Raw genomic sequence first — 13,724 nt, 5'->3', positions numbered from 1 at the left:
CCGTTTGCTGTTGGGAGCAGTCCATGGATGTAGAAAATCGCGTCGCTGATCCCCGTCTTGCGGCAGACCTCCGCGACAGGCGTTCCCCGCGCGGCCTGCCTCGACGCGTATGTGATCTGCTCTTCGGTGAACTTGCTCTTCTTCACGGCATGACCTCCTGGTCTCAATGACAACGTCATGCCGGAATTTTCCACTGTCAACTGGGACAGTGTTGTGGGTTCGCCTCACTCACCGAAGCTGTCTCGTCGGCGCGTTTGCGTTGGTGTCGTCATCACGGAGCCGCGGGGCAGGCGGCTGGCGCGCCGCGCAACGGGATAGCGCCGCACGAACCGTTCGCCAGGGCGAGAGGCACGGTATCGGTGTTGACGAAGGACGAGTCCGGAATTGACGCGCTTCAGGCACGTTCGAGCATTTTGATCGCTGCGGCGGCTGCGCCTGCGCGGGTCTCGACATGTAGCTTGCGGAACAGGTGTTCAAGATGCTTGTTCACCGTGCGCGGGGCTATGCCGAGAATGTCGCCGATATCGCGGTTTGTCTTGCCGTGCGACACCCACAGCAGCACTTCGGCTTCCCGTATGGTCAGGCCGAAGCGTTCGGCGAGCGCATTGCAATGCGCCGTGTCGTCTCTTTCCTTGAGGATCACGATCCATTCGCCCGGTTCCGGACCGAGCGTCGCACTGGCCGAGCGACGTATCTGGCCCGTGCTGACTTCGTGCACGGCGTCCCCTTGGGCGCCGCGCGCGAGCCAGTCGATGAACCACATGCGCAGCGGGGCAGGCAGAGTCGGTGGCGCATCGGACCCGCGTGCGTTCTTGGTTTGCCCGGCATCGGCGGGGCCGTCATGCGTAGTCGCGTATGCGGCGATATGATGCGCAGCCTGCGGACTCTGCCAACGAATCGTGCCGTCCGCGCCGACGATCAGCGCCGCGCGTGTGTCGAGCGACAGTGCCGCCTCCGCGTACAACTGCGCACGTGAACGCCGTACGTGGGCGCCGATGCGCGCGCACAACTCCTCGGGCTGCACCGGTTTGGTCACGTAGTCGATGCCGCCCACGCGAAAGCCGCGTACGACGTGCTCACTCTCCGTCAATGCGGTCATGAAGATGACGGGAAGATGCTCGTGCCGTCCGTCCTGCTTGATACGCAGGCATGTTTCGAAGCCGTCCATGTCGGGCATCATTGCATCAAGCAATACCACGTCGGGCGTCACGCGCGCGAGGCGTTTAAGCGCATCCTCGCCGGACAGGGCAACGATAACCGTGTAGCCGTGCGCCTGCAGCGTATCGGAAAGAAAAGCGAGGTTCTCCGGCGTGTCGTCGACGATCAGTATCATGGGCCGTTCGTGCAGCCACGCGGCCGGGTTGTCGGCGAGCGGGGAGGCCGCGATGGTGGTGCGTGCGTCACGCGTTCGAGCCGCGCGCGAGTCGGTCAAGTTCATGCTCGAGTTCCCTTAGCTGAAAACGTTCCGCCAACGAGCGCAACGCGTCGATTTGATGCCGCAACTCGGGCCAGGTCTCGCGCGCGGCGTCGAGCTGTTCGATCACGCCCTGTACGTAGCCGACTTCGAGATGCGCATGCAGGTGTTCGATGAGTTCGCGCGGCCACACGGCGAGCGCGAGCGGCTGCGTCGCGGCCGGTGCGTTTGCCGCCGGAAGTGAGCTCGCTTCGGTATCGGACGCAATCCAGTCGAGTGCAAGCAGTTGCGCAAGCTTGTCGAGCAGCAGATTCACCTGCAGCGGCTTGACCAGATAATCCTTGCATCCGGTCGCGCTTGCGCGATCGCGGTCATCGGCGAACGCGTTGGCGGAGAGCAGAACGATGGGCGCGTTCGACAACTGATTCTCGGAGATCAGGCGACTGGTTTCGTAGCCGTCCATCAACGGCATCGAAATGTCCATGATGATGGCGTCCGCCGTGTGCATCGCAAGCCAGCGCAGCGCATCGGTGCCGCTGGCCGCTTCAGCGACATCGAAGCCAAGCGGCGTGAGCAACTGCACGACGATGTCGCGCTGGTCGTCGAGGTCGTCGACGACGAGAATGGTGCGGCGCGCCCCCGTATAGCCGCGAATCGACGCGAGTTCGGTGCGTGTTTCGGCTGCCGTGTCAACGGCGGGGGCGAACAGGCGGACCACAAAGCGCGTGCCATGCCCGACTTCACTGTCCACCTCCAGGCTGCCGCCGAGCGCTTGCGTGAGCAGGCGGCAGATCGTGAGCCCGAGACCGGCGCCGTGATCGTACGCATGGGCTGCTTCGCCGCGTTCGAACGGCAGGAACAGGCGCTCCAGTTCGCTGGGCGGGATGCCGGGGCCGGTATCGATCACCTCGAATTTGAGTGTATCGAGCACATGACTCACGCGCAGCGTGATCGTGCCGCTCGACGTGAAGCGGATCGCGTTGCCGATCAGGTTGGTGAGGATCTGACTCATGCACTTCTGGTCCGTGCGCACGGTGGCGGGAAGCCGACCGACCGTCTGCACGTCGAATGCGAGTGCCTTTTCGAGCGCCTGAGGCCGCAGCATCGACGTAAGGTGGGCGACGAAATCGGCGAGGGATACCTTGGCGATGTTCAACTGAAGCTTGCCTGCCTCGATGCGCGCGATGTCGAGCAGCCCGTCGACGAGCGCGAGCAAATGCTCGCCGCTGCGATGGATCGTGCGCACGGCGTTGTAGCGCATCGGCGTGAGTTCTTCCTTCGCCTGCAGCAGCAATTGCGCGTAGCCGAGAATGCTGTTCAACGGAGTGCGCAACTCGTGGCTCAAACCGGAGACGTAACGGCTTTTGGCCTGATTGGCCGATTCCGCAGCGGCGGTCGCACGCTTGAGCGCCGCGTCGGTCTTCTGATGCGCGTCGATTTCAAGCATCAGCAATTCGTTTTGCCGCTGCGACTCTTCCTGCGTGACGCGGCGGTTTTCGCGCTCCAGCACGAACCACCAGGCCGCGATGCAGCCCACCAACGAGAGCGCGAGAAAAATATTCAGGAAGCTACCCGAGAGCGCGCGGCCGATCGATGGTCCGGCGGCGATCATCGAAGTCGCGCTCTGCGACCAGATCAGATAGAGCACGCTGCCCAGCACCGCGAGCATGGCGAGCACGAGGCTCGCATAGTGAATGAGGCGCAGCGCGGCGGGGCCGAGTCGCGCGCCCGGCAGCACGCGGTGCAGCGCGCGGTCGGCCTGCGCGGCGAAGCGCGCGTGCGGTTTGCAGCGGTCGTGGCAGCGCGAGTCGAGCGAGCAGCACAGCGAGCAGATCGTGCCTCCATAGGCCGGGCAGTACGCCGTATCGTCCGGTTCGAAGGTGTTTTCGCAGATCGCGCAGCGCAGCGAGGTGGCGTCGCCGGTCGGTTGCGCGGCACGGGCAATGTAATAGCGCCCGCGCGTGAGTACCGCGAGCACGGGCGCGCACGCGAACGCCGCACCGAACGCGATGAACGACGACATCGCCTTGGCGAGCACGCCGAACAGGCCGCTATGCGCGAGCATCGCGACGGCGGCTGCGATCAGCATCGCACCGACACCCACGGGATTCACATCGTAGAGATGCGCGCGCTTGAACTCGATATGTCGCGGGCTATAGCCAAGCGGCTTGTTGATGACGAGATCGGCGAACAACGCGCCGATCCACGCAATCGCGATGTTCGCGTAGAGCGACAGCACCTTGGCGATCGCATCGAACACGCCCATTTCCACGAGAAGCAACGCGATCATGACGTTGAACACGAGCCATACCACGCGGCCCGGATGGCTGTGCGTGAGCCGCGCGAAAAAATTGGACCAGGCGAGCGAGCCCGCATAGGCATTGGTCACGTTGATCTTCAACTGCGAGACGATCACGAACAGCGTCATCGCGGGCAGCGCCCAACTCGCGAGCCCCAACGGATCGAGCAGCAGATGATAGGCGACGAGGTACATCTGCGTAGGCTGGGTCGCGTGGCTCGCATCGACCTCGTACTGGAGCGCAATGAAGGCGAGGAATGCCCCGCCCAGCATCTTGAGCGCGCCGGGTACGATCCAGCCCGGCCCCGTCGAGAGCAGCGCGAACCACCAGCGCGTGCGGTTCTTCGCGGTGAGCGGCGGCAGGAAGCGCAGATAGTCCACCTGTTCGCCCACCTGTACGATCAGCGCGAACACGACCGTCGATGCTTGACCGAAGGCAATCAGGCTGAAAGCGCGGCCCTGCGGCGCGAAGCCCGCGAAGGTGGTCCACTGCGCGACCAGGTCGGGATGGTGCCACAGCACGGCTGCGTAGGGCAGCACGAACAAGACGAGCCACAGCGGCTGCGTCCAGCTTTGCAGGCGGTTGATCAGCGTGATGCCGAACATGACGATCGGAATCACCACGAGCGAACTCACGACGTAGGCGATCGCCAGGGAAATGTGGAAATACAGCTGGAGCGCAAGCGACATGATGGCCGCTTCGAGCGCGAAAAAAATAAACGTGAACACCGCGTACAGCAGCGAGGTGACCGTCGAGCCGATATAGCCAAAGCCCGCGCCGCGCGTGAGCAGATCCATGTCCACGCCGTAGCGCGCCGCGTAATAGCTGATGGGCAAACTGGTGAGCCAGATCAGCACGGACACGGCCGCGATGGCCCAGAGCGTGTTCGTGAAGCCGTAGTTGACGACGAGACTGCCGCCTATCGCCTCCAGCACCAGAAACGACACCGCGCCAATCGCCGTATTGGCCACGCGCAGCTCCGACCAGCGCCGGAACGAGCGCGGCGTGAAGCGCAGCGCGTAGTCCTCGAGGGTTTCGTCGCCAACCCAGGCGTTGTAGTCGCGGCGCACCTTGACGATGCGTTGCGTACCGGGCGCGCCCACTGACGGGTGACTCTGGGACATGAAGATGATCCGAAATGGTGCGAAAGCGGCACGAGCGGGGCGCGAACGGCGTCACGGCGGACCGCACCGCTCAGGATCGCCCTGCAATGCAAATTACATTCCAGCACGCGCGCCGGGAATACGTCGATTGACGTATTTCGATCGTCAAATTGGCTTTCTACATTGCGTCCAACCTCGACCCAGCCCGCAGCGACCCGCATCGGGCACCCGATAAGGAGAACGTGATGTCCGCAGACGATCGACTCGATGACGATGCCCGGATGCCTTCGCCACTGCGCCGGAAAATGCTCGGCGGCCTGGCCGCCGCGCCGCTGATGGCACTGGGCCTGCCGCGCGGCGCGTTTGCGCAAACGCCGCCCACGGCGAAGGTCAATACCACGGGCCTCGCGGTCACGGACACGACGGTGACGGTCGGCCAGCTTCATTCGGCCACCGGCACGATGGCGATTTCCGAAACCGGCTCGATCCAGGCCGAACGCCTCGCCATCGAGCAGATCAACGCGATGGGCGGCGTGCTCGGCCGCAAGGTGCAGATCATTCAGGAAGACGGCGCCTCCGACTGGCCGACCTTCGCCGAAAAATCGAAGAAGCTGCTGGAGAACGACCACGTCGCGGCGGTGTTCGGCTGCTGGACCTCGGCCTCGCGCAAGGCGGTGCTGCCGGTGTTCGAGAAGGATAACGGCCTGCTCTATTACCCGACCTTCTACGAAGGCCTCGAACAGTCGAAGAACGTGTTCTACACGGGCCAGGAAGCGACCCAGCAGATTCTCTGGGCGCTCGACTGGGCCTCGAACACCAAGAAGGCCAAGACGTTCTTTCTGATCGGCTCCGACTACATCTGGCCGCGCACCTCGAACAAGATCGCGCGCCGTCATATCGAACAGCATCTGCATGCGAAGGTGGCGGGCGAGGAGTATTACCCGCTCGGCACCACCGAGTTCGCGTCGTTGATGAACAAGATCAAGCTCGCGCGTCCGGACTGCATCTTCGCGACCGTGGTGGGCGGCTCGAACGTGGCGTTCTACAAGCAGCTCAAGGCCGCGGGCATCACGCCGCAGAAGCAGTTCCTGCTGACGCTGTCGGTGACCGAAGACGAAGTGCTCGGCATCGGCGGCGACAACTTCGCGGGTTTCTATTCGTCGATGAAGTATTTCCAGTCGCTCGATAACGAGAACAACAAGAAGTTCGTCGCGGCGTTCAAGGCGCGCTACGGGCAGAAGTCGGTGATCGGCGACGTGACGCAGGCCGCCTATCTCGGCCCGTGGATCTGGAAGGCGGCGTGCGAGCGCGCGGGCAGCTTCGACGTGGACAAGGTGGTCGCGCATTCGGCCGGCATCGAGGTGGCGAACGCGCCGCAAGGGTACGCGAAGGTCGATGCGAACCACCACCTGTGGAGCCGCTCGCTGATCGGCGAAGGGCAGGCGAACGGCCAGTTCAAGGTCGTCGCGCAGTCGGAGCAGCCGATCCAGCCGAATCCGTTCCCGAAGGGCTACATGTAATCCGTCAACCGCAGCGGCGCGGCGGGCCATGATGCCGCCGCGCGAGGAGCGTTCGATGTCCGCTACCGATATTTTCAACATCACGCTGATGCAGGGCTTCGCCGGTCTGAGCCTCTTCAGCGTCCTGCTCCTGATGGGGCTCGGGCTCGCCGTGATCTTCGGCCAGATGGGCGTGATCAACATGGCGCACGGCGAATTCATGACGATCGGCGCCTATACGGTCTACATGTTTTCGTGGTTGTCGCAGAACGTCTGGCACGCGCTCACGCCCGTGTATTTCTTCTTCGCGATTCTCGCGGCGTTCGCGCTGGCCTTCGCGGCGGGCTGGCTCGCCGAATGGGCGCTGATTCGCCATCTGTACAAGCGCCCGCTCGACACGCTGCTCGCCACCTGGGGCCTGAGCCTCGGCATGCAGCAGGTGTTCCGGTCGACCTTCGGGCCGAAGGAGGTGAGTCCGGCGCTGCCCGACTGGCTGATGGGGTCGTGGGAGCCCACGCCCGGCCTCGACATTCCGGTGAGCGGCATGTTCGTGATGGGCCTCGCGCTGCTGATGACGGGCGGGCTGCTGCTCGCGCTTTATCGCTCGCGCTGGGGCTTGCGCGTGCGCGCCACGGTCGCGAACCGGCCGATGGCGAACGCGGCGGGCATCAACACGCAGCGCACCGACCGCATGACTTTCGCGATTGGCTGCGGTATCGCGGGCGTGGCGGGCGCGGCTTTCACGGCCATCGGCTCGACGGGACCGACGAGCGGCTCGCTCTATATCGTCGATTCGTTTCTCGTCGTGACGTTTGGCGGCGCGGCGAGCCTGCTCGGTACCGTGGCGTCGGCATTCGGCATCGCGCAGATGCAGTCGATCAGCGAGTTCTTTCTCTCGGGCTCGATTGCGCGCGTGCTCACGCTGCTCACCGTCGTGGTGATTCTCATGCTGCGTCCGCAGGGCCTGTTCGCCTCGAAGGTGAGGCGAGTCTAAGCACATCGGCTCACGTCAGCGCGCGTTCATGCGCAAGCCTCATTCACAGCTTCATTCGTATGGAGAGATGGACATGGAACCCATCCAACCCACGGCGGGCGGCGTATCGCCGCGATCCGGCCCGGGCGCGCCGCCGGCCGGCTGGCGGGCTCGCGCGGCGCGGCTCGACGCGTCCGGCTACGCGGGCATCGTGCTGCTTGCGCTGCTCATCGTGGTCGTGTTTCCGCTCGCGCTCGACACGTTCCGTCTGAACCTGATGGGCAAGTACCTGACCTACGCGTTCGTGGCGATCGGCCTCGTGATCGCGTGGGGCTACGGCGGCGTGCTCAGTCTCGGCCAGGGCGTGTTCTTCGGCCTCGGCGGTTACGCGATGGCGATGTTTCTCAAGCTCGAAGCGTCCGATCCGGCCGCCACGCGCACGCAGACCACGCCGGGCATTCCCGACTTCATGGACTGGAACCAGCTCACCGCGCTGCCCGCATGGTGGAAACCGTTTCATGGATTGCCGTTCTCGATACTCGCGGTGCTCGTCGTGCCGACGGCGCTCGCGTTCGTGATCGGCTACGCGATGTTCAAGCGGCGCGTGGGCGGCGTCTACTTCGCGATCATCACGCAGGCGGTTGCGCTGATCCTCTCGGTGCTCATCATCGGCCAGCAAGGCTATACGGGCGGCGTGAACGGCATCACCGACCTGCGCACGCTGCTCGGCTGGGACATCCGCACCGATCACGCGAAGCTGATCCTGTACTTCGTGAACGCCGCGCTGCTGATCGGCGCGCTGCTCGCCTGCCGCTACGTTCAGCGCAGCAAGCTCGGCACGCTGCTGCTCGCGATGCGCGACAAGGAAGACCGCGTGCGCTTCTCGGGCTACGACGTCGCCATGTTCAAGGTGTTCGCGTTCTGTCTCGCGGCGATGCTCGCGGCCGTCGGCGGCGCGATGTTCACGCTGCAGGTGGGCTTCATGTCGCCGTCGTTCGTCGGCATCGTGCCGTCGATCGAAATGGTGATCTACGCGGCCATCGGCGGGCGCATGTCGCTGGTCGGCGCGGTGTACGGCGCGATTCTCGTCAATCTCGGCAAGAGCTGGTTCTCGGAGAGCTTTCCGAACCTCTGGCTCTATCTGATGGCGGCGATGTTCATCGGCGTGGTGATGGTGTTTCCGAACGGGCTGGCGGGTCTGTACGAAGAGCATGTGCGCCCGCGCGTGAGACGTCTGCTCGGCGCGGCGAACAAGGAGGCGTGAAGCATGAGCAATACCGACTTTCTGCTCGCGATCGAAGACCTGACCGTGTCGTTCGACGGCTTCAAGGCGATCGATTCGCTCAATCTCTATCTCGAACGCGGCGAGTTGCGCGTGGTGATCGGCCCGAACGGCGCGGGCAAGACCACGCTGCTCGATCTCATCTGCGGCAAGACCAGGGAAACGGCGGGCAGCATCAAGTTCCGCAACGAGGAAATCACGAAGCTCGCGGAATTCCGCCGCGTGCGTCAAGGGATCGGCCGCAAGTTCCAGACGCCGTCGATTTACGAAAACCTGAGCGTGGCGCAGAACCTCGAAGTGTCGTTTCCGCGCGGTCGCAGCGTGTTTGGCGCGCTCGCCTATCGGGAGGACACCGAAGTGGCCGATCGCGTGCGCGACGTGGCCAGTGAAATCGGCCTCGCCGGCGCGCTCGATCTGGAAGCGGGGCTGCTTTCGCACGGCCAGAAACAGTGGCTCGAAATCGGCATGCTGCTGATGCAGGATCCGGAACTGTTGATGCTCGACGAGCCGATTGCCGGCATGAGCGTGCGCGAGCGCGAACTGACCGCCGACCTGCTCGACCGCATCTGCCGCAACCGCTCGATGATCGTGATCGAACACGACATGGCGTTTGTGGAACGCATCGCGCACAAGGTCACGGTCATGCATCAGGGGAAGATCCTCGCGGAAGGGCCGATGGCGCAGGTGCAGGCCGATCCGCGCGTGATCGACGTCTACCTCGGCCACTGAGTCGGCAATCGAACGACAACACGGAGAACACATCATGCTGGAAGTCGACGATCTCGTCGTCAGCTACGGCCAGAGCGAAGTGCTGCACGGCATCGGCTTTTCCGTTGCGCAAGGCGAAAGCGTGGCCGTGATGGGCCGCAACGGCATGGGCAAGACCACGTTGTTCAAGGCGCTGATCGGCATGCTGCCCGCCAATCGCGGCACGGTGCGCGTGGCCGGCGCCGACGTTTCGAAGGACGAGAGCTACCGCCGCGTGTCGAAGGGCATCGGCTACGTGCCGCAAGGCCGGCAGATCTTCGCGTCGCTGAGCGTCGAGGAAAACATTCGGACGGGCCTCGAAAACGCGCAGAGCCAGCAGGTGCCCGACGAACTTTACGCGTTGTTTCCCGTGCTGTTCGACATGAGAAAGCGCAAGGGCGGCAATCTCTCTGGCGGTCAGCAACAGCAACTCGCGATTGCGCGCGCGCTTGCAACCGACCCGAAAGTGCTGCTGCTCGACGAGCCGACCGAAGGCATCCAGCCGTCCGTCATCAAGGACATCGCCAGGGCGCTCAACCAGATTCGCACGAGCCGCAATATCGCCATCGTCGTCTCGGAGCAGGTGTTGAGCTTCGCGCTCGACGTGGCCGACCGCCTGTTCGTGATCGAGGGCGGCCGCTTCGTGCACCAAAGCACGCGTGACGCGGGCGACACCGACCGCATCCGCGAATACCTCTCCGTCTGAGCGCGGCGCGGCGTTCGCGCGCCGCGCCGTATGTCAATCCGCGAACCCAGGAGCCAATGCCATGCCCGAGACTCTCATCAAGGTCGATCTGAACCAGTCGGCCTACGAAAACGAACAGGTACACAACCGCTGGCACCCCGACATTCCGATGGCCTGCTGGGTGAAGCCCGGCGACGACTTCATTCTCGAAACCTACGACTGGACCGGCGGTTTCATCAAGAACGACGACAGCGCCGACGACGTGCGCGACATCGACCTGTCGATCGTGCACTTTCTCTCCGGCCCGGTGGGCGTGCAAGGCGCCGAGCCCGGCGACCTGCTGGTGGTCGACCTGCTCGACATCGGCGCGAAGGCCGACAGTCAGTGGGGCTTCAACGGCTTCTTTTCGAAGACCAACGGCGGCGGCTTTCTGACCGATCATTTCCCCAGCGCGCAAAAATCGATCTGGGATTTTCACGGTGTCTATACGCGTTCGCGCCATATTCCGGGCGTGAATTTCGCGGGCCTGATTCACCCGGGCCTGATCGGCTGCCTGCCCGATCCGAAATTGCTGGAGACCTGGAATGCGCGTGAAACCGGCCTGATCGCCACCGCGCCCGATCGCGTGCCGCCGCTCGCGAATCCGCCGTTCGCGGCCACCGCCCACATGGGCAAGCTCGCGGGCGAGGCGCGCGACAAGGCCGCCGCGCAGGGCGCACGCACGGTGCCGCCGCGCGAGCATGGCGGCAATTGCGACATCAAGGATTTGTCGCGCGGCTCGAAGGTGTTTTTCCCGGTCTACGTGGATGGCGCGGGCCTTTCGGTCGGCGACCTGCACTTCAGCCAGGGGGACGGCGAGATCACGTTCTGCGGCGCGATCGAAATGGCCGGCTGGGTGCACATGCGCGTGAATCTCATCAAGGGCGGCATGGCGAAATACGGGATTCGCAATCCCGTCTTTCAGCCCAGCCCGATCACGCCGACCTATAACGATTACCTCATTTTCGAAGGTATTTCCGTCGACGAGCAGGGTGGCCAGCATTATCTCGACGTCACCACCGCGTATCGCCAGGCGTGCCTGAACGCGATCGAGTATCTGAAGAAATTCGGTTATTCGGGCGCGCAAGCGTATTCGCTGCTCGGCTGCGCGCCGGTGCAGGGGCATATCAGCGGCGTGGTGGATATTCCGAACGCGTGCGCGACCTTGTGGCTGCCCACGCAGATCTTCGATTTCGACATTCGCCCGAATGCCGACGGCCCGATCCGGCACATCCAGGGCGGCGTGGATCTGCCGTGTTCGCCGGATCTCGCGAAGGCGTGAGCGGCACACTGAAATAACGCAGGAAAAGGAGGCTGTCATGCCCATCTACGACTTCGAGTGCGCAAGCTGCGGGCCGTTCTCGGTCATGCGCCGCATCGCGGATCGCGAAAAACCGTGCCGTTGTCCCGAGTGCGGCGCGCAAGGCGGGCGCGTGATCGGCGCGCCATCGCTGGCGCTGATGACGGGGGCGCGCCGCGCCGCGCACGCGACCAACGAGCGTGCCGCGCACGCGCCGCGTCAGTCCGACGACGGGCCGCCGCTGCGCCATCGCGCCGGCTGCAGTTGCTGCTCGGGCGGCGCGGCGAAGCTTGCCGGCACGGCGTCGGACGGCCTCAAGCGGCCGGCGGGACGGCCCTGGATGATCAGCCACTAAGGTGTGCCGCGCGCGAGCCGATGCCCGGAAGCAGCGGCCGTCGCGCGCGGCGTCAACGTGTTCGAGGAGGAAGCGTCATGCGACATGGTGATATTTCGAGCAGCCGCGATTGTGTGGGTGTCGCGGTAGTCAACTACAAGATGCCGCGTCTGCACACGAAGGCGGAGGTGCTCGACAACGCGCGCCGCATCGCCGACATGGTGGTCGGCATGAAACAGGGTTTGCCAGGCATGGATCTCGTGGTGTTCCCCGAGTATTCGACCCACGGCATCATGTACGACCGCCAGGAGATGTTCGATACGGCGTCGACGATCCCCGGCGAGGAGACCGACATCTTCGCGGCGGCGTGCCGCAAGGCCAACGTGTGGGGCGTGTTCTCGATCACGGGCGAGCGCCACGAGGCGCATCCGCGCAAGGTACCGTACAACACGCTCGTGTTGATCGACAATCGCGGCGAGATCGTGCAGAAGTATCGCAAGATCATGCCGTGGACGCCGATCGAAGGCTGGTACCCGGGCGACCGGACCTATGTGACGGACGGGCCGAAGGGTCTCAAGATCAGCCTGATCATCTGCGATGACGGAAATTATCCGGAAATCTGGCGCGACTGCGCGATGAACGGCGCGGAGCTGATCGTGCGCTGCCAGGGCTATATGTATCCGGCGAAAGAACAGCAGGTGATGGTCGCGAAGGCCATGGCGTGGATGAACAATACCTACGTGGCAGTGGCCAACGCCACGGGCTGGGACGGTGTGTATTCGTACTTCGGCCATTCCGCGATCGTGGGGTTCGACGGGCGCACGCTCGGCGAATGCGGCGAGGAGGAAATGGGCGTGCAGTATGCGGAGCTGTCGCTCGGGATGATTCGCGACGCGCGGCGTAACATGCAGTCGCAGAATCATCTGTACAAGCTGCTGCATCGCGGCTATACCGGCACGATCAATTCCGGCGATGGCGCGAATGGCGTCGCGGACTGTCCATTCGGGTTCTATCGCTACTGGATCGCGGATCCCGACGCCACGCGTCGCCGCGTCGAAGCGCTTACGCGCGCAACGCCCGGCACGCCGGAGTGCCCGATCGAAGGTATTCCGCATCAAGACTGAGCGCGTGCGTTCCCGGCTTCGTGCGCGCACTTTGCGACCGTGCACCGTGCGCCGATCGACTGTTTCGGGAACCTGTTCGAGGACCACCAGGCGACGCAGCTGACGGGGCAGGGCAACGGGCAGCCGACTCGCGGTTCTACCTGGACATGGCCGACGTGCGGCCGGCGAGCGTCGCGCGCAAGGCGTTCGAGACGCGGATTCGCGACGGGGGCGAGCCGCCGGCGCCGCATCACGTGTTCGAGCCGCGGTAAAAAGACGGGCAGGCCGCCCGAAAACGGGGGCGCATCGGAATGTGCGCCGTCGGCCGGTCACGCCCGCCACGCAAGGCGCACGCGGCGATCGCATGCTGCACTGCATCGAAATGGCTTGACGAAATGGCCGCTACGGCGTAGTGTCCATGGTCGAAGTGTTCAAGAAGTTCGATTGCTCATCATTGGCCGCGCTCCGTGCGGCAGTCGTTGGTCTCTCCCTCTTTGATTCTTTCTGTGCCCGTCGCGGGCGCATGTTCAATTATTTGTATTAAGGAAGTATTTGTGGATACCGGTACCGTCAAGTGGTTCAACGAAACCAAGGGCTTTGGTTTCATCTCCCCGGACAACGGCGGCGACGATCTGTTCGCCCATTTCTCGGAAATTCGCGGCACGGGTTTCAAGACCCTGGCCGAAGGCCAGAAGGTCAGCTTCGAAGTGAAGCGCGGCCCGAAGGGTCTGCAAGCGTCGAACATCACGCCGCAGTAAGCCGCAACGGCAGCGGCCGCCAGTCGGTGGCCGTTGCCGGATGGAGTTTCGCGCGAGGCGCCGCCCTGGCGGCGCCGGCGCGTTCCGATGCGCACGACCGATGCATCGCGACATTCACGATGCATCGGTCGTGACGCCTCCCTCCTCGCATGCCTGAACGGCGTGCGACGTAACGCCCTCGCAAAGC

Annotated in this window: 11 protein-coding genes and 1 pseudogene; 9 read left to right on the top strand and 3 right to left on the bottom strand. The window is 64.1% G+C overall.

Features of this window, described 5'->3' with window-relative positions; all coding sequences use genetic code 11:
* Positions 1 to 29 precede the first annotated feature (29 nt).
* From WJ12_RS28140 to WJ12_RS28130, 3 genes and pseudogenes are all read right to left on the bottom strand, one after another.
* Positions 30 to 146, bottom strand: a pseudogene (locus WJ12_RS28140) (transposase); the annotation flags it as partial.
* A 248-nt stretch (positions 147 to 394) separates the two neighbouring features.
* Complete coding sequence (locus tag WJ12_RS28135; protein ID WP_034191654.1) at positions 395 to 1,333, bottom strand: response regulator; 939 nt, start codon at positions 1,331 to 1,333, stop codon at positions 395 to 397.
* Between the two features lie 67 nt (positions 1,334 to 1,400).
* Positions 1,401 to 4,838, bottom strand: a complete 3,438-nt coding sequence (locus WJ12_RS28130) for a hybrid sensor histidine kinase/response regulator (protein WP_034191284.1) — start codon at positions 4,836 to 4,838, stop codon at positions 1,401 to 1,403.
* Positions 4,839 to 5,062: 224 nt separating this feature from the next.
* On the opposite strand from WJ12_RS28130, the gene urtA reads away from it, so the two are divergent.
* The 9 genes from urtA (at position 5,063) to WJ12_RS28085 (ending at position 13,537) form a co-directional block, all read left to right on the top strand.
* A complete protein-coding gene (gene urtA, locus WJ12_RS28125) occupies positions 5,063 to 6,337 on the top strand; it encodes an urea ABC transporter substrate-binding protein (RefSeq protein WP_034191285.1) in 1,275 nt (424 codons plus the stop codon).
* 55 nt (positions 6,338 to 6,392) lie between these two features.
* Positions 6,393 to 7,310 (top strand): urea ABC transporter permease subunit UrtB, encoded by a 918-nt coding sequence (gene urtB / locus WJ12_RS28120; RefSeq protein WP_034191655.1) that lies wholly within the window; start codon positions 6,393 to 6,395, stop codon positions 7,308 to 7,310.
* A gap of 73 nt (positions 7,311 to 7,383) precedes the next feature.
* Positions 7,384 to 8,553: an urea ABC transporter permease subunit UrtC gene (gene urtC / locus WJ12_RS28115; RefSeq protein ID WP_034191286.1), complete on the top strand. Its 1,170-nt coding sequence runs from the start codon at positions 7,384 to 7,386 to the stop codon at positions 8,551 to 8,553.
* A gap of 3 nt (positions 8,554 to 8,556) precedes the next feature.
* Positions 8,557 to 9,300 (top strand): urea ABC transporter ATP-binding protein UrtD, encoded by a 744-nt coding sequence (gene urtD / locus WJ12_RS28110; RefSeq protein ID WP_034191287.1) that lies wholly within the window; start codon positions 8,557 to 8,559, stop codon positions 9,298 to 9,300.
* A gap of 34 nt (positions 9,301 to 9,334) precedes the next feature.
* Positions 9,335 to 10,024: an urea ABC transporter ATP-binding subunit UrtE gene (gene urtE, locus WJ12_RS28105; RefSeq protein WP_059556590.1), complete on the top strand. Its 690-nt coding sequence runs from the start codon at positions 9,335 to 9,337 to the stop codon at positions 10,022 to 10,024.
* A 61-nt stretch (positions 10,025 to 10,085) separates the two neighbouring features.
* On the top strand, positions 10,086 to 11,324 hold the full coding sequence (gene fmdA / locus WJ12_RS28100) for a formamidase (protein WP_049036105.1): 1,239 nt from the start codon (positions 10,086 to 10,088) through the stop codon (positions 11,322 to 11,324).
* A gap of 37 nt (positions 11,325 to 11,361) precedes the next feature.
* Entirely contained in the window at positions 11,362 to 11,697 is a 336-nt protein-coding gene (locus WJ12_RS28095; protein WP_034191290.1) for an FmdB family zinc ribbon protein, read from the top strand.
* Positions 11,698 to 11,774: 77 nt separating this feature from the next.
* Positions 11,775 to 12,800 carry an aliphatic amidase gene (locus tag WJ12_RS28090; RefSeq protein ID WP_059556589.1) on the top strand — a complete coding sequence of 342 codons (1,026 nt, stop codon included), beginning with the start codon at positions 11,775 to 11,777 and terminating at the stop codon, positions 12,798 to 12,800.
* Positions 12,801 to 13,333: 533 nt separating this feature from the next.
* Positions 13,334 to 13,537, top strand: a complete 204-nt coding sequence (locus WJ12_RS28085; RefSeq protein WP_006483056.1) for a cold-shock protein — start codon at positions 13,334 to 13,336, stop codon at positions 13,535 to 13,537.
* The last annotated feature ends 187 nt before the right edge of the window (positions 13,538 to 13,724 follow it).

It is taken from the genome of Burkholderia seminalis, from assembly GCF_001718535.1.
Taxonomy (GTDB): domain Bacteria; phylum Pseudomonadota; class Gammaproteobacteria; order Burkholderiales; family Burkholderiaceae; genus Burkholderia; species Burkholderia seminalis.
This window is presented reverse-complemented; position numbering and strand designations above follow the sequence as displayed.